Consider the following 20,047-nt stretch of genomic DNA (forward strand, 5'->3'; position numbering starts at 1 on the left):
TCAATTGCCCACTGCTTTAGCTGTGGGCAACCTGGTATTTATGGAAAATTGGCTTTAGCCAAACCCTTTATCCATAACCTTTCAAACCCATATTTTACAATTTTATCCATTTCGGCTAAAGCCGGGGTAGGAAATTCCATTCCAGGGAATGGGCTATTTCCTATTGAGGAATAATCATTTGGAACAAGGAATTTTTTCCTCAATTGCCCACTGCTTTAGCTGTGGGCAACCTGGTATTTATGGAAAATTGGCTTTAGCCAAACCCTTTATCCATAACCATTCAAATCCAAATTTCACACATGAAAAGGAGGGGGCGCCTGGCCTCTTTTTCATTTGGTTTTACCTGATGCAAAATTCAAGATGAAAATCGGGGGACAATTATTTCCAGGACTTTTCCTGCTTGCGGTATCATTTTTGCCTTGGAATAGAGAAACTGGAAAAATATGAATAAGACCATACTTTTGCACAATCGCCCGCAAGGAAAGCCAACCCTTGAAAATTTTAAAACGGTTGATGAGGAAGTTCCTACCGCAGAGGAAGGGGAGCTTTTGCTGAAAACCGTCTATGTATCCGTTGACCCTTATCTTCGGGGCAGGATGAATGATGCGAAATCCTATATTCCACCCTTCGAATTAAACAAACCAATTCAGTCTGGAATAATAGCCGAAGTGCTGGACTCCCACCTTCCGGATTTCAAAAAGGGAGATTTTGTCTCCGGTATGTTGGCCTGGAAGGAGTTCCAGACCTCCACAGGCAAAGGGCTGAATAAGGTAGACCCTACGCTGGCAAAACTATCCAGTTATTTGGGTATTTTGGGAATGACCGGGCTTACCGCCTATTTGGGATTGACGGAAATCGGAAAGCCAAAAGAAGGGGAGACCCTGGTGGTTTCCGGTGCTGCCGGAGCCGTAGGAACCGTAGTCGGACAGATCGGGAAATTGCTGGGTTGCAAGGTGGTGGGCATTACCGGCAATGATGAAAAAGTAAAGTTACTTACCTCGACTTTTCATTTTGATCATGCTATCAATTACAAAACAACCCCGGATATGAAAGAGGCGATCAAAAGCACCTGTCCTGATGGGGTTGATGTTTACTTTGATAACGTAGGCGGGGAGATATCAGATGCGGTATTGACAAATATCAATAAGTTTGCCCGATTGCCCGTTTGCGGTGCCATCTCACTCTATAATAAAACAGAGGTGCCAATGGGCCCCCGGTTGCAGCCCATACTCCTCACCAAAAGTGCCACCATGCGGGGATTTATCATCGGCGATTTTGCTTCCAAATTCCCATCAGCAACCCGGCAATTGGCTGCCTGGCTAAAAGACGGAAAGCTACAATCCAGTGAAACCATTGTAGAAGGGTTTGACAATATTCCCCAAGCCTTTCTGGATTTGTTTGAGGGGAAAAATAAAGGGAAGATGGTTGTCAAGGTAGGAGAATAGCTGTAGCTTTTCCTGCCTGATACGGGGATATTTAAATGAGCAATATTAATGCGGTTATTCCCCTTGTGATAAAATACACAAGCTGTCTTCCATTGCCTCCACCGAATGGGTAATTTCAAGGGGAATGTCTACTTCCTCATATTGCTTCAGTTTCAAAACCCTGTCTTCTTCTTTGTAAATTACCGCCCCTTCCAAAACGGTCAATTTTGATACAGTATGGGCTTTGTGTTCTTTTAAAACCATCCCTTTAAGGAACCCCATGACCAGCACCTTGAATCCGGTACCGTGATGGAGTGATTTTGCAATGGGATGATTGGCGGTTTTTAGTTCTTCTTTTATTTCTTTAATGGTCATTGGGCTATGTTTTTTAGGTGTGTTTTTAATATGCTGTTCTTTTTGAATAATGCCAGGCGTTTTCAATTCGTAATACCAAGTTAAGAAAAAACGGCGGGATGTCTCCATTTTTAAAGTATATGCTATCTGGCCGGAAAAATGGGGGTCTCTCATTTTCGATCACATGCCCTGAATATTTGCCATTCCTCCATTTTGGCTAAAGCCTGGGTTCACAAGGCGCAATTCCAGGGAATGGGCTAAAGCCACATTCCTATTGAGGGTTAATTTTTTGAAACCAGGATTTTTCATCAATTGCCTACTGCTTTAGCTGTGGGCAACCTGGTATTTAAGGAAAATTGGCTTTAGCCAAACCTTTTATCCATCAACCTATCGAATCCATATTTCGCTATTCTATCCATTTCGGCTAAAGCCAGGGTACAGGGGGCTCAATTTCAAGGAATGGGCTATTTCCTATTGAGAAATAATCATTTGGAATCAGGATTCTTATAATCAATTGCCCACTGCTTTAGCTGTGGGCAACCTGGTATTTAAGGAGAACTGGCTTTAGCCAAACCTTTTATCCATAACCTATCAAATCTAAATTTCGCTATTCTATCCATTTTGGCTAAAGCCGGGATCCAGGGGACTCGATTTTAAGGAATGGGCTATTTCCTATTGAGGAGTAGCCATTTGGAACCGAGAGTCTTTTAATCAATTGCCTACTGCTTTAGCTGTGGGCAACCTGGTATTTAAGGAGAATTGGCTTTAGCCAAAACCTTTATCCATAAACCTATCGAATCCACATTTCGCTTTTTCATCTATTTCGGCTAAAGCCAGGGTTCAGGGGGCTCAAATTCAAGGAATGGGCTATTTCCTATTGAAGAATAATCATTTGGAACCAGGATTTTTTACCTCAATTGCCTAATAGCTGTTGGCAACAAGGATATGTTAACCTCATTGGCTTAAGCCAAATCTACCCAAACAGGCAGTAATGATAAGCCAGGCCCCTTGAACACATCATTTATCTTTAAACTGCTCAAATCCATATTTCTCAGTAAATTCCTCATATTCCTGCTGGAATGTTTTTTTTAGATGGTGCTCTTCCTGATTTCTAATATATGTTCTGACCATATCCATCCTGGATTCAGAAACAGAAATTGCAAAATATTCATCTTGCCATTCAAATTTCGCTCGCGTAAGTTTGTGTTTATTGATCCAAAAAGAAGACTCACCTTTGATCAATTGCATCAATTTTTGAATGTTTTGGTCAATACCCATTGATACCAGGCAATGACAATGGTCTGCATATCCGTTGATGTGATCAATAAAAATCCCCTTCTTTACTGCGTTTTCCCTGATATGTGACCAAACTTTACTTCTCAAATTTTTTGAGTCAAGGAATGGTATCCGATTTTTGGTGCTCCAAATAAAATGGATATAAACCTTTACGAATGGCATATTAAAAACAGATGATGGTCATACTAATTTAACAAATCATTCGGAAAATTTGCTAACTCAATCTAATTAAAAAATCAAAAGCCTTTCATTTCATTAATTTTGGCTAAAGCCAGGGTTCACGGAGTTCAATTCCAAGGAATGGGCTATTTCCTATTGAAGAGTATCCATTTGGAACCGAGAGTCTTTTAATCAATTGCCTAATAGCAGTAGGCATTTTGGATTTTATAGTCTCATCGGCTTTAGCCAAACCTTTTATCCATAACCTATCTAATTCCTTTTTTTCTATTTCATTCATTTCGGCTAACGCCTGGGGTAATTCTATTCCAAGGAATGGGCTATTTCCTATTGAAGAATAATCATTTGGAACCAGGATTTTTTTCCTCAATTGCCCACTGCTTTAGCTGTGGGCAACCTGGTATTTAAGGAGAATTGGCTTTAGCCAAACCTTTTATCCAAAGCCTTTCAAATCCAAATTTCGCTATTCTATCCATTTTGGCTAAAGCCGGGATCAAGGGGACTCGATTTTAAGGAATGGGCTATTTCCTATTGAGGAGTAGCCATTTGGAACCGAGAGTCTTTTAATCAATTGCCTACTGGTTTAGCTGTGGGCAACCTGGTATTTAAGGAGAATTGGCTTTAGCCAAAACCTTTATCCATAAACCTATCGAATCCACATTTCGCTTTTTCATCTATTTTGGCTAAAGCCTGGGGTAATTCTATTCCAAGGAATGGGCTATTTCCTATTGAAGGCTAATCATTAGGAACCAAGATCTTTTTCCTCAATTGCCTAATAGCTGTAGGCAACCAGGATATGCCAGCATAAATGGCTTTAGCCAAAATCTTTATCCATAACCTATCTAATTCCTTTTTTGCTATTTCATTCATTTCGGCTAAAGCCTGGGGTTTGTGATTTTTCTCTAAGGAATGGGCTATTTCCTATTGAGGAGTAGCCATTTGGAACCGAGAGTCTTGTAATCAATTGCCTACTGCTTTAGCTGTGGGCAACCTGGTATTTAAGGAAAATTGGCTTTAGCCAAACCCTTTATCCATAACCTATCAAATCTAAATTTCGCTATTCTATCCATTTTGGCTAAAGCCGGGATCCAGGGGACTCGATTTTAAGGAATGGGCTAAAGCCGCATTCCTATTGAGGAAAAATTATTTGGGACTAGGATTTTTTTCTCAATTGCCCACTGCTTTAGCTGTAGGCAATTAAGGTATTCAAGAATCAATGGCTTTAACCAAATCATTTATCCATAACCTCTCAACCGCCTATTACCACAAAAAAGGCCTTCCATCCTCCGATGAAAAGCCTTTTAAATCTAATTTGAACCCTATTTATGGTAACATTTTGCTCCTGAAAACCATCAGCTTTTCCCTGGTCATGTCATGCATGGAGTGGGGGATGCCACCCAGGCCTTCTCCTGAGGCATCCCTGCCCCCAAAGGGCATCCAGTCTACCCGGAAGGCGGTATGGTCGTTGACCATGACGGCCGTGGCGTTCAGCTTTTGTACGGTATCCAGGGCCAGATCGATATCCTTGGTGAAAACGGCGGCCTGGAAATGGTATTCCAGGCTATTGGCCAGCTCGATGGCCTTTTCCCTATCGGCATAGGAATAAACACAGACCACAGGGCCAAAGATTTCTTCTTTGGATACGCGGACATCATGGGGAGGATTGAGCAATACCGTTGGTTCAAAACAGGTGTCGCCGATGCGCTTGCCACCGCAAAGCAGTTCAGCACCGCCGTCCACGGCTTCCTTCACCCATTCTTCTACCCGGTCCACTTCTCCGGTGCGGATCAGGGGGCCTACTTCGGTAGCCTCATCCAGGGGATCACCGACCTTTAGTTTTTTGGCCGCAGTAGCCATGTCCTGCGCCAGCTTTCTGGCAATTTTTTCATGCACAAATACTTTCTGCACCGATACGCAAACCTGTCCGGCATGGTAAAAGCCGCCTTTTACCAGCAGGGGCAACATGTCTTCCAGATCTGCATCGTGTTCTACGATCACCGGAGCGGCGCCCCCATGCTCCAGTGCACAGCGGGTGCCAGGGGCCAGTTTGGATTTCAGGTACCAGCCGATTTTTCCCGAGCCGATAAAGGACAGAAAATTGACTCGCGGATCGGTGGCTAGTTTTTCGGTCTGCTCATTGGTACAAAGCACCATTTGCACCCAACCTTCGGGGACGCCGGCCTCTTTTAAAATATCCACCAGTGCCTGGCAGGACAGGGGCGTGGTGCTGGCAGGTTTGATGATCACCGGACATCCTGCAGCGAAGGCCGTGACGGTCTGATGGACGATAAGGTTCAGCGGATGGTTGAAGGCGGAAATAGAGGTCACTACGCCTATGGGCTCCCGGATGGTAAAGGCGATGCGGTTTACAGAGGCTGCGGTAAGCCCCATAGGAACTTGTTCTCCTTTCAGGTGAGAAATCTCTTCAGTGGCAATTTTCACTCCGTTTATGGCCCGCATGACTTCTACTTTGGAATCTTTGTAGGGTTTGCCGCCTTCGCGGGCTGCGGTTTTGGTCAATTCTTCTACCTTGCCTTCCATAAGCTGACGGGCTTTTTCCAGGATGGCAATTCTTTTGTAGGGCGGAATCCAGCCGGATTGGTCCTGGAATAAGGCATGCGCCTTTTGAATGGTTTTTTCCACCTCAGCTTCATCCATTAAGGGCAACTCACTGATCAGGCTTTGGTCATAGGGAGATGTTATTTTCAATTTTTTATCGTCACTCATAGTTTGGCTGTTTTTTCTTTTAACATTACATTTAATATAGGGTGGTTGAGGGAATAATCCACGGGCAGGTCAATGACATGAACGCCGGGGCTATTCAGGCTTTTGTCCAGGATTTCCTGGAAACTGGCATCACTTTCCGGCCGGTATCCGTGAGCTCCATAGCTGTTGGCGTACTGGATAAAATCTGGATTGTTAAAGTCCAGACCGTAATTTTTAAATCCCATATCTTCCTGTTTCCATTTGATCATGCCGTAGCCATGGTCATTAAGGATGATGACCACCAGATTCAATCCCAGTCTTACAGCGGTTTCCAATTCCTGGGAATTCATCATAAAACCCCCGTCTCCGACTACGGCGACTACTTTTTTATGGGGGTACAGCAGGTTTACTGCCATGGCCGAAGGCAGCCCGGCCCCCATGGAAGCCAATGCATTGTCAAGCAACAGGGTATTTGGCTGGTAGCAGGTATAATTGCGGGCAAACCAGATTTTATACACCCCATTGTCCAGGGTGATGACATCTTGTTCCCCCAAGTTTTTACGGAGCAGGTTGACCAGGCGCTGGGGGAGCATGGGGAAGCGCTCGTCCTGAAAATATTTGGAAAGGTGACCGGCCACTTCTCCCTTCACTTTTTTATAGTAGGAAAAATCCCAATTTTGCGCCTGGGAGACCTGTTCGGTCAGCTTTTTCACCGAGTGGGTAATGTCCCCGACCAAATTAAGTTGCGGGAAATAGACCGGATCTACCTCTGCCGGCGAAAAGTTGATATGGATGACTTTTTTGCCACCATGTTTCATAAAAAAGGGTGGTTTCTCGATTACATCGTGTCCCACATTGATGATCAGGTCAGCAGCATCCAGGGCTGCATGAAGGAAATCATTGCTGGAAAGGGCTGCCGTACCCAGGTACTGGGGATGGCGTTCATCGATTACCCCTTTGCCCATTTGGGTGGTGAAGAAATAGATGCCGGTTTCGTCTACGAATTCCGCCAGGGCCTGGCAGGTGACTTTCCGGTTGGCACCGGCTCCGATCAGCAGCAGGGGCATTTTGGCTGCCTCTATCATTTTTACCGCTGCTTCAATGGCTTTTTCATCGGGATTGGGGATAATATGACCCACCACATCAAAAACCGTATCTTCTGTTTCTTCCTGCGCAATGTCTTCGGGTAACTCCAGGTGCACAGCACCAGGCCTTTCCTCTGTAGCCAGTCGGAATGCTTCGCGGATTTGGGAGGCGATCACATTGCCATTGACAAGCTGTTTGGTGAATTTGGTGATGGGCTGCATCATGTCCACTACATCGATGATCTGGAAGCGGGCCTGCTTGCTTTTTTTTATGGGCTTTTGACCGGTGATCATCAGCATGGGCATGGCGCCCAGCTGGGCATAGGCTGCCGGTGTGACCAGGTTGGTGGCACCGGGACCCAGGGTGGCCAGGCAAACGCCGGGCTTGCCGGTGAGCCTGCCGTAGGTGGCCGCCATAAAGCCGGCGCCTTGCTCATGCCTGGTAAGGATCAATTTGATGCTTGAATTACTCAGTGATTCCAATAAATCCAAATTTTCCTCCCCGGGCACGCCGAAAATATATTCCACCCCTTCTTTTTCCAGGGCTTTGACAAATAAATCTGATGCTTTCATAGATAAAAATTGTTGCGGTTTTATTCTTTACAAATTTGATACTAATCTACCTTTTATGAATTTAAATACCGAATTTTTTCGCCACAAGGCCTGAATACCTGTAAATTAATCTTAACCTGGGTTCGTTGGAATTTTGGGAGAAAACCGTCATTATGAGGTTTGGCATACAGAAAGTGTCCTAATTAGGATGAAGTTGTAGATTTTTCAACGTGTTAATTTTCAGGCTTTTTATATGATATTTATAGGTAGCTCAGTGATCTGAACCGGCTGGTAGGCGTAAGTTTATCGAACAATAACAGTATCGAAAGGTTGTCTACGTACCCCCTCAGATTGCCACGGGTGCAATGGTCTATTCGATCGAATCCAGGTTTGCACCCTACCGATGATTTATTTTATTTTTTTTAACGTGTTGAATTTTAAATAGTTAAAAATAAATACAGTCATCCCGATTTCTGCATTTTTTAAAATGTTAATTCTCGAAGTGACGACACCTACCGTCATTGTGAGACCTAACATTTTTTTAACCACAGAAACCCGGATGACGAAGGCGTTTTTGGGATATGTAGTAATTTTGGGATGTTCATTGTATCAGGATTTAAAATTAGTTATATGGGAAAATATATCTCTCATTGTTAAATGGATAATTGGGAGTTAAAGGTTATTTTTAGTATTTTAACTTGTTTCTATTGTACTTTTTCCTTGATGAAAAAGTACCAAACCCGCCTCCCGGAGGGCAGGAAATCAAGACAAAAAAATCCTTCTCCCCACATACCTCCCGCGCCCCCGGTTTTTTGTCAGGCCAACCCTCCTTTCGCTATTAAATATCATTCTTCGTGTTTATCAAATTTATTAAGAAGTTCTACTTTCTAAACAACAGTTATATTTACATCATCGGTAGACCTAACATTTTTTTTACCGGAGAAATCGGGATGACGATGTGGTTTTTTAATATGTGGATTTTTAGTGTTTTAACAAACACGTCGTCGATAGACCTAACATTTCAAAAAACGCAGAAATTGAGATGACGATGTTTGTTTTTAATATGTGATTTACAGGTATTTAACAAATAGGTCATCGGTAGGGTCATTGGGAGTATCCGGACTTCGGCAGGCTCAGCTTAAAAAAAAGGGCAATCTGAACTGGGGTGGGGACATAAGGAAAACGAAGAAAGTAAACTGAACTCCCCTAACCACCGAGGAGTCCTGCTGTTCCATTCCCCCTTACATTCCGATTAAATGGGTAATTGCCTGATGATACCAATAATTTTAGCATCCATACAAAAAAAAGGAGGAGGTAACCTACCTCCTCTTTTCCTTTCCAACTTATTAAAGATTAAAAAATTAACCCTAGTTAATGGTTAGTAATGTTCTGTTTCACAAATAGGGGATAACCAATTTTCTTCCATCTGACCTATGGGAGCTCCGTCAGGGGCGGGCAAGGGTTTCAGGATCAACATCTCCTTATCTGGATTTTCTTTGAATTGGTTGATTTGATCCATGCAATACATGTAGTGCGCTTTTTGAGAAAAGTCAGCGGTATTTTGTGATTTCATCCAATCGTTTAATGCCGAGGCTTTCGTCAAAGCAACAGCCCTTACCTGAGCCGATGTGCCTGAGTTGCTTCCCAACTGCATCAAATGCTGCAGGACCAATTTTTCTACTGATCTCTTGATTTCAGCGGCATATCCGGATTCGGCCGGAGCCTTCCAGGTAGCCGCCAATACCTGGTCGATCATTTCATCCAGCCCGATTTGCCGGGGATCCATGGCTTTTTGGTTAATCAACCGGGAAGCTCTTTCGGGATGAAAGATGAGGGAAAGGCAGTGGTGGGCCGCGATCTCCGCCGGGCTTAAAGGGTCAAATACCAGTCCTGTGGTTCTGTGGAAAGTTTCTCTTGGATTTGGGTTGTAACCAAATGGTCTGGGAGGCAGGTGGTTCAGGATCTGTTCCGGTAAAGCCAGGTTTTCAGCTTGCAGGATTTCTAAAATCTGGGACAAAGCATTTTCCTGCTCCTCTCTGGCAATGGTTTGGTGAAGGACGCTATTATCTCCTTTTACCGCATATTCATAATTCACTCCTCCCAGCACCTTGGAGGCGGCCTCTACCTGATACCGGTGGTACATGTAGACAGGAACCAGCAATTCTTCCAGTTTGGCAAGGGGGGTCCCATCGGGTATTTTATGGAGACCAAAATCGTTCAGTACCAGTTTTCTGATAGCCAGTGTTTGCTTTAATTCGGCTACCGGGTCCGATCCGTTGTCCCATAAATGGGTTTCGGGATGTGCTGAACCTGCTGGCCTGGCATCCTGGTCAGACAAAAAGTCCAGCCCATTTTTCTTATATTCAGCTATCCACTGGTTGAGCGCAGCTTGCTCCTCCATTCCATCCGGCAGGGCTGAATAAGCCATTTTGATGGCCGCAATATCCCATTCACCAATTCCTTCCCTATAGGCACCAGACAGGTCTATCGCACCATCTTTTATCCTGATGGTAGGATGGGGATAATCCATGACAGAAGTTCTTCCCTTTGCACTTGCGATATAATTATGTGGTAGTCCAAGTGTATGCCCCACTTCATGAGCAGCCAATTGTCTCATCCTGGCAAGTGCCAGATTCATGATGGCTTGATCATCCCGGTTTGAGGAATCGAAGTCTCCCGCCAGGGCCTGGGCAATCAGGTAATCCTGCCTTACCCGCAGCGAGCCTAAAGTTACCTTTCCCTTGATGATTTCTCCGGTGCGGGGATCTGTTACCCCACCTCCATAAGACCATCCGCGTGTAGATCGGTGTACCCACTGCACCAGGTGATAGCGCACATCCATGGGGTCGGCATCTTCAGGTAGCAATTTAACCTGAAAGGCATCCTTAAAGCCTGCTTTTTCAAAGGCCTCGGCCCACCAAAGGGTGCCTTCCATAAGTGCCGTTTTTATGGGTTCGGGAGTTCCGGGGTCGATATAATAGATGATTGGATTTTCTACTTCACTCAAAGCTGCTCCGGGATTCTTTTTTACCAGCCGGTGCCTGCGCATGATCTGCTTTGCTATGGGTTCATTGATTGGGGTAGAATAATCATAATAGCTGACCGCATTGACTCCTGCTCTGGGATCGAATTTTCTGATTTCAAATTTATCGTCTGGCAGGGCCACAAAAGAATGGTGCAGTCTCAGGCTGATGGCGTTTGGGTCGGGTAAAATTTGCCGGATATAATTCCCTGCCTGCTCTCCGGTGAAGGTGATGGTAGCTTCTATTTCCGTGTTTTTGGGGAAGCTTTTTGTTCTGGGTTTAAAAAGGGCTGATCTGGATAAATCAACCTTGAAATTGCCCTGTCCATTTCTTTTGATGGTTTCTACTACGCCTATGGCGTCCTGAAGGAAAAAATCAGTTCCATCCACAAGAATTTGCTTGTTTCCACGGCCGGCAATTTTGAAACCCCAAATAATGGATTTAGCAAAGGACTCTTCCACCGCCGCTTGTTCCAGGGGGTTGTTTGCTGAGGCCCTGTAGTTGTAATTATTGGCCTGAAGGAGTAATTTTTCACCAACAGGAATAAAACTTACTATCCTTGCTCCGGATATCCTACCCCTGTCCAAACCGATATCATTGGAGCCCAGCCCAGCAGACAGAGAAGGGTAATACAGCATTTCCGAAGCGGATTCAGGAATGGCCATCCAGATTTTCCCTTTTGAATCGTCCCAGTACAGGTCAATTAATCCCGGCATTTTTTCCATGCCCTGGGTTAGGGAATTGATATCCGGAGTTTTTGTTTCCCCGGATTGACCTATTGCCTCAATTTTACAAATGAAGATAAGGAGTAATACACCAAATAGTTTAAGTTTAAGCAAATACATGAGCTAATAGGGTTGGTTTTTTTCCAAAAATAAGGAGGAATGCATCAACTATCTATTCTGCAGATAGAAAGTCCTGAAATTACTTTTCAAGACTACGGAAATCCCTTTATTGGAAAAAAGCTGAAAAAAATGTGTAATGCTGTCGGCTATACCCTTTAACTTCAATCTTCCTGCTTTAAAAATATTTCTTTTTAATAAATTTTTCATAGATTTGAAATGAATTAGTTGTTAGTGGCTAAGTTCAATCTGAGGAGACCCTCGGGCCCTAACCCGGGGTTTCCTCTTTTTTTATCCTTTTAGTTCTTCCATCATGTCTTCCACGGTTGTGAGAAATTTATCCTTTACTGCCGGATCAGGAGTGGTATCCCAATTGCCTTCAATATGATTGCCACCCAGCATGATTCCGTCTCTTCTGGGAATAAAATAAACACCGGACATGTTTGCCCTGTAAGTCAGCTCCGGCTGGGGTATCAAAAAACACAATTGTCCGGATACGGGTACCAAATCATCATCTCCGAATATTTTTTTTGCACCCAATCCGGTGCAATTCACAATACATTTCTCAGGTAGGGCATCCACATCTTCCGGCCTGTTAAATTCCTTGATATCTATTTTACCTCCTGCGAGTAAAAAATCATCTTTCAGCATCTTCAGATAGGAGGGGATGTTGAAAATATTCGTGGGGCTTTTGGATACGTTTTTGATTTTGAAAGGGTTTTCCCTACGGGACAAGCTTTCCCCTTTTGGGTAAAAATCCATTTCCTTCGTTATCAGAAGGTCTTTGATAGAGGCTTCCCCGGGATTGGGCCTTTCCGACCTGTCATCTGTCCGTATGCTGTAATTGTCCATCCAATCCACTACCTGGTTCAATCCAAGCAGGCGCTGGTAAGTATGGTAGGAATGGTAATAGGCTTTTTTAAATTTTTCCTGAAAAGCTTCCGTTATCATGCCAGGCTCAATAAGTTTGTGGGAAGGAGACCAGGTTCCTGTAGCCATGGCAGAGGTAATATTGGGGTACAGGTCTTTGGTATAAATCGTTACTTCATAGCCTTTTTGTTGTAGTGTTCGTGCTGTAGAAAGACCCAATACACCACAACCCATCACACCTACCTTGCTTAATCCTGGCTCTGAGGGCACCATTTCGCAAGCCAGCATGGCTGAGCCCCAGGATAGTGACCAACCGCTGCCGCCATGACCATAATTGTGGATCAAAACCTTGTTACCCAGTTCCTGGGACTCTATTCTGGGCCCGGATCGCCTGAATGGCCTCAAGCCGACGCTTTCCTTGATTACCCTGGAGGAGGATACCTTTACTTTTGGCAACCTTACCCGCTTTCCAATATAAAATCCAGCATCCTTCTCAACAATACCTGAAAATGCAGGATTACCAATGCATCCGGCGCCCAGTGCTGCTAAACTAACTTTCTTGATAAAGTCCCTTCTTGGATGAATCATTTCAATGTGGTTAAAGTGATAATAAGCTTGGGTCAGATTGGGTTCACTGGAAAGTATAGTTGTTTGTGTGGTTTAAATAATAACCAATATTATCAAATAATTCATTTAAATTCAAAATAAAGGTGAAAAAAATATGTTATAAAATATTCAATAAATGAAAAAATAGCATTATAGGATGAAAAAATAATCGATATTTTGATTACTGATCAATCTAAAAATCAAGATCCTTGTATTGGACACCCTTGTTTTCCAGGTCCTGATGGGTATGGCTGATCGAAAAGTCCAGGTTAAATAATACTCCGGGTTATGCTCCTTCAGTAGGACAATATTTTAAAGTGAATTTTCCCGGAAGGTCTTAATTGCGCCAATTTCGATAGGGAATTCCAGGATAATTGCAGGATTCTGGGGTATCCGCCCGTTACTTGTGCATCTTTCATCAAAACAATCAATTTTCCTGAAGGAGTCAATTGAACCGTTCCCGGATATACCGGAGCCGAAATCAATTCTTTCAGCTCATGAATCATTTTTTCTTCCAGCTGTATGCCCATTCTGCTTTGGGCCTGAGATAGGGTAAAGGTGTTTTGACCAAGTTGCCGCCTTTGCTGCTCATTTAACTGTGCAAAGGAGGGCCCGGGATAGGCTTCAAGGCATTGGTATTCAGTAAATATTAGCGGTTTTATTTTGGCGTGGTCATTGGGTATGTCTTCGCTTTTTGGATAAAAAACAATACGATCATTGTTGGCGAATTTTGCCTTTTGGGTAATACCAGGGTAAAAGGAACGGCTTCCCAGTACCTGATCAGCAGCAAAATTTCCGTTGATGGCCATATAGGCCCATTGCCCTTTAGCAGGTGGTGCAATGGTCAAAACTTCGCCTTTATGGACGTGGATAATTTGGTTGCCTGAAAAAGAGGTGCCCTGGTAGGTTATTTTTCCGACAGCTCCGGTAAAAACCACTTGAGTAGCTGTATCAAAAATCATTTCCACCCCTCCCATATATAGTTCCAGACAGGCAGCACCCGATGGCCTTCTCATCAGCCGATTGGCCAGCATAAAGGAATCAAGGTCCATCGGGCCGGATTGAGGCACACCTAAAGCAGCAAATCCGCTCCTGCCGCTGTCCTGTATGGTGCTCATGACACCTGCTTTCTTCAACCTGATGCTAGCCATGATAAGTTGTTTTTTCCCAGTTAAAATCATTCAGAGCAACTATTTCTTCATATGCTTCCCTGGGGATGGCTTCAAACCGGAGCCTGTCGCCCGGCGAGAAGGGAAGTTGTAACTTTCCATTTTGGAAAAATCCTACCGGGCAGCGGCCCACCACATACCATCCTCCCGGACTATCCATGGGGTAGACCCCAGTTTGGCTTCCCCCAATGGCAACAGATCCTTTGACAATTTTTCTCTCTGGGATGGCCTTTCTTGGTACATGCAAGTCCTTATCAAGCCCACCTAAATACATAAAACCTGGCAAGAAGCCATAAAAGTATAGCAGATAGGAAGGAGCAGTATGTTTTTCGATAAAAGCGGATCGTTTCAAGCCTGATTTTTTTAAATATTCCTCCAGCTCAGGCACCAGGTCCCTGTCATAGCAAACCGGAAATTTCCATTCTACTGGCAGCAATTCCGGTTTTTTTTTGGAAGATCGCTTCAATTCCCGTAAGATTGGAACGAAGGATTTGGCATCAACATCCTCATTCAGTTGGATGCCAAGGACCTGGTAACCATGGTGGATGGAACGTATTTTGTCTTTCCATTTCCGGGATATGCGCGCTTTAAAATCAAGGATATCCAAAAGTATTTCTTCCTCTATCCTCTCGGGCCAGTGAACTTCAACAATATTAGGGCTTAGGGCAAAAATTTTTACAGGATAATTCATGAAGGAGGGTTTGGGGTTTCTGCAAGTTTTGTAGCGACCAGCTTCGCGATTTCCACTGCCCTGGGATGATCACCATGGATACAAATCGTATCGGCCTTAACTTTACAAAGACCTCCGTTAGTTGTTTCTACGCTACTTTTCTCCAGCAATAAGGAAACCTGTTCATCAATGTCCTTTATATCCGTCAAAATTGCCCTGGGATCTTTTCTGGGTAGCAATTGTGTGCCAGAAGCATACCTGCGATCTGCAAAAACCTCATGGCATAGCGGAATACTTGTTCGGGTGGCTGCATTGGCCATACAGGACCCGAAGGGGGCATAAAGGGTTTGATTTGGATAATGATGTTTGATAAAAAAGGCCAGTTCAAGGGCTAATTCCTGATTAATCAAACTGTCCAGGTAGAGGGCTCCATGGAATTTGATATGGTGGAGATCAACCTTTGTCTGTATGGCCATACTTTTTATCTTTTCGATTTGTGACTTAAGGCTTTCTTTTAAAATTTCAATACCAAGGTCTAGGGAAATTCTCCCAAAATTATCCTTATCCGGATAGGAGGGGTGGGCCCCGATTTTTACCTGGTGTTTTTTTGCCAGACCTATGGTACGCTTCATACTGGCATCATCTCCGGCATGGCCTCCGCAGGCGATGTTACAGCTTCCCAAATAGGGCATGATTTTTTGATCAAATGGCATACCTTCCCCCAGGTCACAGTTAATATCAATTTCTTTTTTCATTCTAAAAGGAGCTTATTGACAAAAAATGGAAACTGATACAGCTGCCCTCAGGTCACGAGTTTAACAATTTTTGTCAAAAATCTTACAACATTCCTTATTTCAATTACGTCTTGAAGGTAAAAATTAAGGAGTAAAATATGAAATATACACAGCGTATATTAGTAATATCGTCTATGATTATGTTGGCTTCCTGTAGCCCTGTGAGGGTCTTTTTGGAAAAAAACGAGGTAACAGAGGTAGCCGATTACAAAACATTCTATGTCATCAATCAATATTATGATAAAGATGCATTTGAATCGCCTGTTTTGGAGGACAACCTGCAAAACAGTCTCACTGAAGGTATGAAGGGTTTTGGTTTTGAACAGGATATGGAAATGCCGGACTTGATTGTCAGGTACAATACCAACCTTACCGACAGGCAGAAAGAGGTGAATTCTACTCCCATGATGAATCCTTATATGGGTATGGGTTGGTACAATCCCTGGATGATGCCCTGGGGATCAAATATGGGTAGTTTCAGGGTGGAAAATTATGACATGGGCGAATTGGTCGTTGATTTTATCGACACCAAACAGGATAAGGTAGTCATGCGGATCAGTGCCGTAGGTGAAATCAACAAACCCCAGCAAAAAAGCAGAAACCTGAAAACCTCCGTTGAGAAGATTCTGAAGACATTTTCGAAAAAAATCGCCTCCTGATTTTTTCCGGTCAATACTTCAAATCATAATTCGATTTTAAGTAGGCATAAAGTTTATGCACAGGCAATCCCATAACGGTATAATAGGAACCATGGATGCTGTTGATGCCAATCAGCCCTATCCATTCCTGAATACCGTAGCCGCCTGCTTTGTCGAAAGGTTTAAAGGCCTTGATGTAATGCTTGATTTCGATAGTATCCAAAGGGGAGAAACTTACCTCTGTGCAATCAGAAAAAAGTAATTGATGTTCCAGGTCCATGATACAGACCCCGGTGATCACCTTATGACTTTTTCCTTGAATCAACTCCAGCATCTCTATGGCTTCCGTTTCATTCCCAGGTTTATTCAAAATAGCTGACCCAACCAGGACTGTGGTGTCAGCAGTGATTAACAGATCTTCATCGTATAAGTAAGGCAAAAAAGCTTTGGCCTTTTTTTCAGCCAGATATTCAGCAACCCTGCCCGGGTCCAGGTCATTTGGGAAGGATTCATCCGTATCCAGAGATTTGGTGGTGAATTGAAGACCTAAATCCCTGAGCAGTTGTTGCCTTCTTGGGGATTTGGAGGCCAGTATGATGTTTTTGTCAGGGATTTCCAATTTGGTTTCGTTAGTTGTTTTTTCTTTTTTTCCATTTGGAAGGACTGCCATTTTCTATTTGCTTTATTCCTGATGCAGAAGGAATGCTCAGAATGTCTGAAACGAAAAAGGCGAGGGCTTCTTTTTCTTCCATACCCGGCTCTTCCTCCAGCATGTCAGGTTTAAAATACTGGTCTATGAAATGTGTGGTAAAGGTACCGTTTACAAAAGCCTCTTGCTGCATTACCCAACTGCAAAAGCCGAGCGTATTTTTGACCCCATGTATTTTAAATTCACCGATAGCTCTTTTCATTTTGTCAATGGTGCTGCTCCTGTCCTCCGCATACACTATTAATTTCCCAATCAGCGGATCATAAAAAATGGGTATTTCCATACCTTCTTCGTATCCGATATCTACCCTTATTCCGGGTCCTTCTGGTTTTTTGAAGACCTGCAATGATCCGGTATCAGGTAAGAATTGATTTTTAGGGTCTTCGGCGTATACCCTTATTTCCATGGCGTTTCCTCTGATTTTCAGGTCATTTTGTGACCATGGCAGTGCTTTTCCTTCAGCAATGTTGATCTGGGCTTTTACCAAATCAATACCGGTTATGCATTCCGTTACCGGATGCTCTACCTGAAGCCTTGTGTTCATTTCCAGAAAATAAAAATTCTGATCCCTATCTAAGATGAATTCTACCGTTCCGGCTCCGGTATAGTTACAAGCTTTGGCCACCAATATGGCCGCATCACCCATGGCCTTTCTGGTCGCCGGGCTAATGGAAGGGGATGGCGCCTCCTCTATTACTTTTTGATGGCGACGTTGCACGGAACATTCCCGGTCGAATAAATGGAGGGTATGCCCTTGCTGGTCAGCCAGTATTTGAATTTCTACATGTTTGGGTGATTGGATAAATTTTTCCAAAAAAACGGCAGCATCTCCAAATGCACTTTTGGCTTCTCCCATGGCCCGTGATAATTCTTCCCCTAAATCCGCCGGATGGTGAACAATGCGCATGCCCTTTCCTCCTCCTCCGGCACTTGCTTTGATCATCAAAGGAAATCCTATTTTGCGGGCAGCTCTATCCGCTTCATCCAGGTCAGTAACTGAAGCAGTGGTTCCGGGAACCAGAGGGATATCAAATGCTGCTACCGCTTTTTTTGCTGCCAGTTTGTCGCCCATGGTGGCAATGGCCTGCGGTGTGGGGCCAATAAACAACAAACCTGCTTCGCTTACCCTTTGGGCAAAGGCAGCATTTTCCGATAGAAAACCATATCCCGGATGAATGGCGTCCACATCAAACTTTTTTGCAGCCTGGAGGATGGCATCCTGGTTCAGGTAGGATTGGGATGCCGGGGGAGGACCAATACAGACGGCCTGGTCTGCAAACCTGACATGAGGAGCGAAAACATCCGCTTCGCTGAAAATGGCCAGGGTTTTGATTCCCATTTCTTTGGCTGTTCTCATGATACGGAGACTAATTTCACCCCGATTGGCTACCAAAAGTTTTTTAATTTTCACAGGTCAGGTTTTCATGGTGCATCACGAATTAAACAAATATGCACTATAAAAGAAAGGATTTACCAAAAGTCCCTGTAATTTTGGGGAAGCCGCTTAAAAACATTACTTTTGAGGGTTTAAATCATCGATCTAAAGATATTTGTTATACAGTAAAGTCGTTACAAGTTGGATATATTTGAAAAACTGAACACAAATCTGGGTCCTTTGGGAAAGCATTCCGAATTATCGGAAGGTTATTTTATGTTTCCTAAGCTTGAGGGTGAAATAGCTCCCCGAATGAAGTTTATGGGAAAAGAAGTACTTACCTGGAGCCTTAATAATTATTTGGGGTTGGGAAACCACCCGGAAGTGAGAAAAGCGGATGAAGAAGCTGCCAAAAAATGGGGCGCGGCTTATCCCATGGGAGCAAGGATGATGTCCGGGAATACCGACCTCCATGAAAAACTGGAGCATGAACTGGCGGAATTTGTTGGTAAAGAAAAAGCCTACCTGCTCAACTATGGTTATCAGGGGATCATGAGTGTGATAGATTCTCTGATCGACCGAAAGGATGTGATCGTCTATGATGGAGAATGTCATGCCTGTATCATTGATGCACTGAGAATGCATATGGGAAAGCGCTTTGTCTTTCCCCACAATGACATGGAAAGCTTTGGAAAACAACTTGTTAGAGCGGAAAAACTTACCCGGGTCACAGGAGGTGGAATTCTGGTAATTACCGAAGGTGTATTTGGAATGACCGGAGATATGGGTAACTTGAAGGATATTGTTGCCTTTAAGGAAAAATTTCAATTCAGGCTATTGGTAGACGATGCACATGGTTTTGGCACCATGGGAAAAACCGGTGCAGGCAGCGGTGAAGAGCAGGGTGTACAGGATCAGGTAGATCTATATTTTTCTACTTTTGCCAAATCCATGGCCAGTATTGGCGCATTTATTGCAGGTGATGCAAAAATAGTGCATTACTTAAAATATAACATGCGTTCTCAAATATTTGCCAAAGCTTTGCCGTTGATAATGGTGGAAGGTGGCTTGAAGCGCCTGGAGATGCTAAAAAACAGACCTGAATTCAGGGAAAATCTTTGGAAGATTGTCAATGCATTGCAAAATGGATTAAAGGAAAAAGGTTTCAGTATTGGAAAGACCAATTCACCGGTGACCCCTGTAGTATTGAACGGAACGGTAGGAGAGGCGGCAACATTGAGTAAAGACCTTAGAGAAAATTATAATATTTTCTGTTCGGTTGTTATTTATCCTGTAATTCCAAAAGGAATGATCATATTGCGATTGATTCCTACAGCAGTGCATTCACTGGCAGATGTGGAAGAAACCATTGCTGCATTTGAGGCAATTAAAGGTAAATTGAGCAGTGGATTTTATAAAACCACAGCACTGGCCACTTCATTTGGCGAATAAATGGAGAAAAAGCTACTATAACTGTAGATTTATAAACATTTTAACTATATTGAATCAAAAATTAATCTTATCATCAACCTTAATTAACTTTTAATTATGAACAGATTTAGTGAAATCAAAGATCTTATTATGTCGCTGGAAGCTGATTTTGAAAAATTCTACGACAAGAAGAATCAAGCAGCTGGCACCCGGGTAAGGAAAGGAATGCAAGATTTGAAAAATTTGGCACAGGATATCCGAAAAGAAGTTCAAGACATCAAGAATACTTAAGATTTAAATAAAAAAAGAGGGCTGTATTTAAACAG

At 43.4% G+C, this 20,047-nt stretch carries 16 protein-coding genes; 4 read left to right on the plus strand and 12 right to left on the minus strand.

Features of this window, described 5'->3' with window-relative positions:
* Nucleotides 1-443 precede the first annotated feature (443 nt).
* On the plus strand, nt 444-1,445 hold the full coding sequence (locus G9Q97_RS17690) for an NADP-dependent oxidoreductase (RefSeq protein WP_166149241.1): 1,002 nt from the start codon (nt 444-446) through the stop codon (nt 1,443-1,445).
* 54 nt (nt 1,446-1,499) lie between these two features.
* On the opposite strand, the gene G9Q97_RS17695 is transcribed toward G9Q97_RS17690, so the two are convergent.
* From G9Q97_RS17695 to pxpA, 10 genes are all read right to left on the minus strand, one after another.
* Nucleotides 1,500-1,799 carry a cupin domain-containing protein gene (locus tag G9Q97_RS17695; protein ID WP_166149242.1) on the minus strand — a complete coding sequence of 100 codons (300 nt, stop codon included), beginning with the start codon at nt 1,797-1,799 and terminating at the stop codon, nt 1,500-1,502.
* A 996-nt stretch (nt 1,800-2,795) separates the two neighbouring features.
* Nucleotides 2,796-3,236 carry an IS200/IS605 family transposase gene (gene tnpA, locus G9Q97_RS17700; RefSeq protein WP_166149244.1) on the minus strand — a complete coding sequence of 147 codons (441 nt, stop codon included), beginning with the start codon at nt 3,234-3,236 and terminating at the stop codon, nt 2,796-2,798.
* 103 nt (nt 3,237-3,339) lie between these two features.
* Entirely contained in the window at nt 3,340-3,621 is a 282-nt protein-coding gene (locus G9Q97_RS17705) for a hypothetical protein (RefSeq protein ID WP_166149246.1), read from the minus strand.
* A gap of 953 nt (nt 3,622-4,574) precedes the next feature.
* Nucleotides 4,575-5,978, minus strand: coding sequence for an aldehyde dehydrogenase family protein (locus G9Q97_RS17710; RefSeq protein ID WP_166149248.1), 1,404 nt, complete (start codon nt 5,976-5,978; stop codon nt 4,575-4,577).
* Nucleotides 5,975-7,615, minus strand: coding sequence for an acetolactate synthase large subunit (locus G9Q97_RS17715; RefSeq protein WP_166149250.1), 1,641 nt, complete (start codon nt 7,613-7,615; stop codon nt 5,975-5,977). Before G9Q97_RS17715 ends, G9Q97_RS17710 begins: the two co-directional genes overlap by 4 nt.
* A 1,357-nt stretch (nt 7,616-8,972) precedes the next feature.
* Nucleotides 8,973-11,462, minus strand: a complete 2,490-nt coding sequence (locus tag G9Q97_RS17720) for a zinc-dependent metalloprotease (RefSeq protein WP_166149252.1) — start codon at nt 11,460-11,462, stop codon at nt 8,973-8,975.
* A 288-nt stretch (nt 11,463-11,750) separates the two neighbouring features.
* Nucleotides 11,751-12,917: an FAD-dependent oxidoreductase gene (locus tag G9Q97_RS17725; RefSeq protein WP_166149254.1), complete on the minus strand. Its 1,167-nt coding sequence runs from the start codon at nt 12,915-12,917 to the stop codon at nt 11,751-11,753.
* A gap of 314 nt (nt 12,918-13,231) precedes the next feature.
* Nucleotides 13,232-14,086, minus strand: a complete 855-nt coding sequence (locus G9Q97_RS17730; RefSeq protein WP_166149256.1) for a 5-oxoprolinase subunit C family protein — start codon at nt 14,084-14,086, stop codon at nt 13,232-13,234.
* On the minus strand, nt 14,079-14,795 hold the full coding sequence (locus G9Q97_RS17735; protein WP_166149258.1) for a 5-oxoprolinase subunit B family protein: 717 nt from the start codon (nt 14,793-14,795) through the stop codon (nt 14,079-14,081). Before G9Q97_RS17735 ends, G9Q97_RS17730 begins: the two co-directional genes overlap by 8 nt.
* Entirely contained in the window at nt 14,792-15,529 is a 738-nt protein-coding gene (pxpA, locus tag G9Q97_RS17740) for a 5-oxoprolinase subunit PxpA (RefSeq protein WP_166149260.1), read from the minus strand. Before pxpA ends, G9Q97_RS17735 begins: the two co-directional genes overlap by 4 nt.
* Nucleotides 15,530-15,666: 137 nt before the next feature.
* Here pxpA and G9Q97_RS17745 point away from each other — a divergent pair, with 137 nt between their 5' ends.
* Entirely contained in the window at nt 15,667-16,227 is a 561-nt protein-coding gene (locus tag G9Q97_RS17745; RefSeq protein ID WP_166149262.1) for a DUF4136 domain-containing protein, read from the plus strand.
* Between the two features lie 10 nt (nt 16,228-16,237).
* On the opposite strand, the gene G9Q97_RS17750 is transcribed toward G9Q97_RS17745, so the two are convergent.
* Both G9Q97_RS17750 and G9Q97_RS17755 read right to left on the minus strand, forming a co-directional pair.
* The gene (locus G9Q97_RS17750; protein WP_166149264.1) at nt 16,238-16,876 is read right to left on the minus strand and encodes a Maf family nucleotide pyrophosphatase; all 639 of its coding nucleotides are present in this window, start codon (nt 16,874-16,876) and stop codon (nt 16,238-16,240) included.
* Nucleotides 16,836-18,326 (minus strand): acetyl-CoA carboxylase biotin carboxylase subunit, encoded by a 1,491-nt coding sequence (locus tag G9Q97_RS17755; protein ID WP_317168778.1) that lies wholly within the window; start codon nt 18,324-18,326, stop codon nt 16,836-16,838. The genes G9Q97_RS17750 and G9Q97_RS17755 overlap by 41 nt, the downstream gene beginning before the upstream one ends.
* 165 nt (nt 18,327-18,491) lie before the next feature.
* Here G9Q97_RS17755 and G9Q97_RS17760 point away from each other — a divergent pair, with 165 nt between their 5' ends.
* Both G9Q97_RS17760 and G9Q97_RS17765 read left to right on the plus strand, forming a co-directional pair.
* Entirely contained in the window at nt 18,492-19,742 is a 1,251-nt protein-coding gene (locus tag G9Q97_RS17760; protein ID WP_166149266.1) for an aminotransferase class I/II-fold pyridoxal phosphate-dependent enzyme, read from the plus strand.
* A gap of 96 nt (nt 19,743-19,838) precedes the next feature.
* Complete coding sequence (locus G9Q97_RS17765; protein WP_187357737.1) at nt 19,839-20,012, plus strand: histone H1; 174 nt, start codon at nt 19,839-19,841, stop codon at nt 20,010-20,012.
* Nucleotides 20,013-20,047 lie beyond the last annotated feature (35 nt).

This window comes from Cyclobacterium plantarum (assembly GCF_011290685.1).
Lineage (GTDB): Bacteria > Bacteroidota > Bacteroidia > Cytophagales > Cyclobacteriaceae > Cyclobacterium > Cyclobacterium plantarum.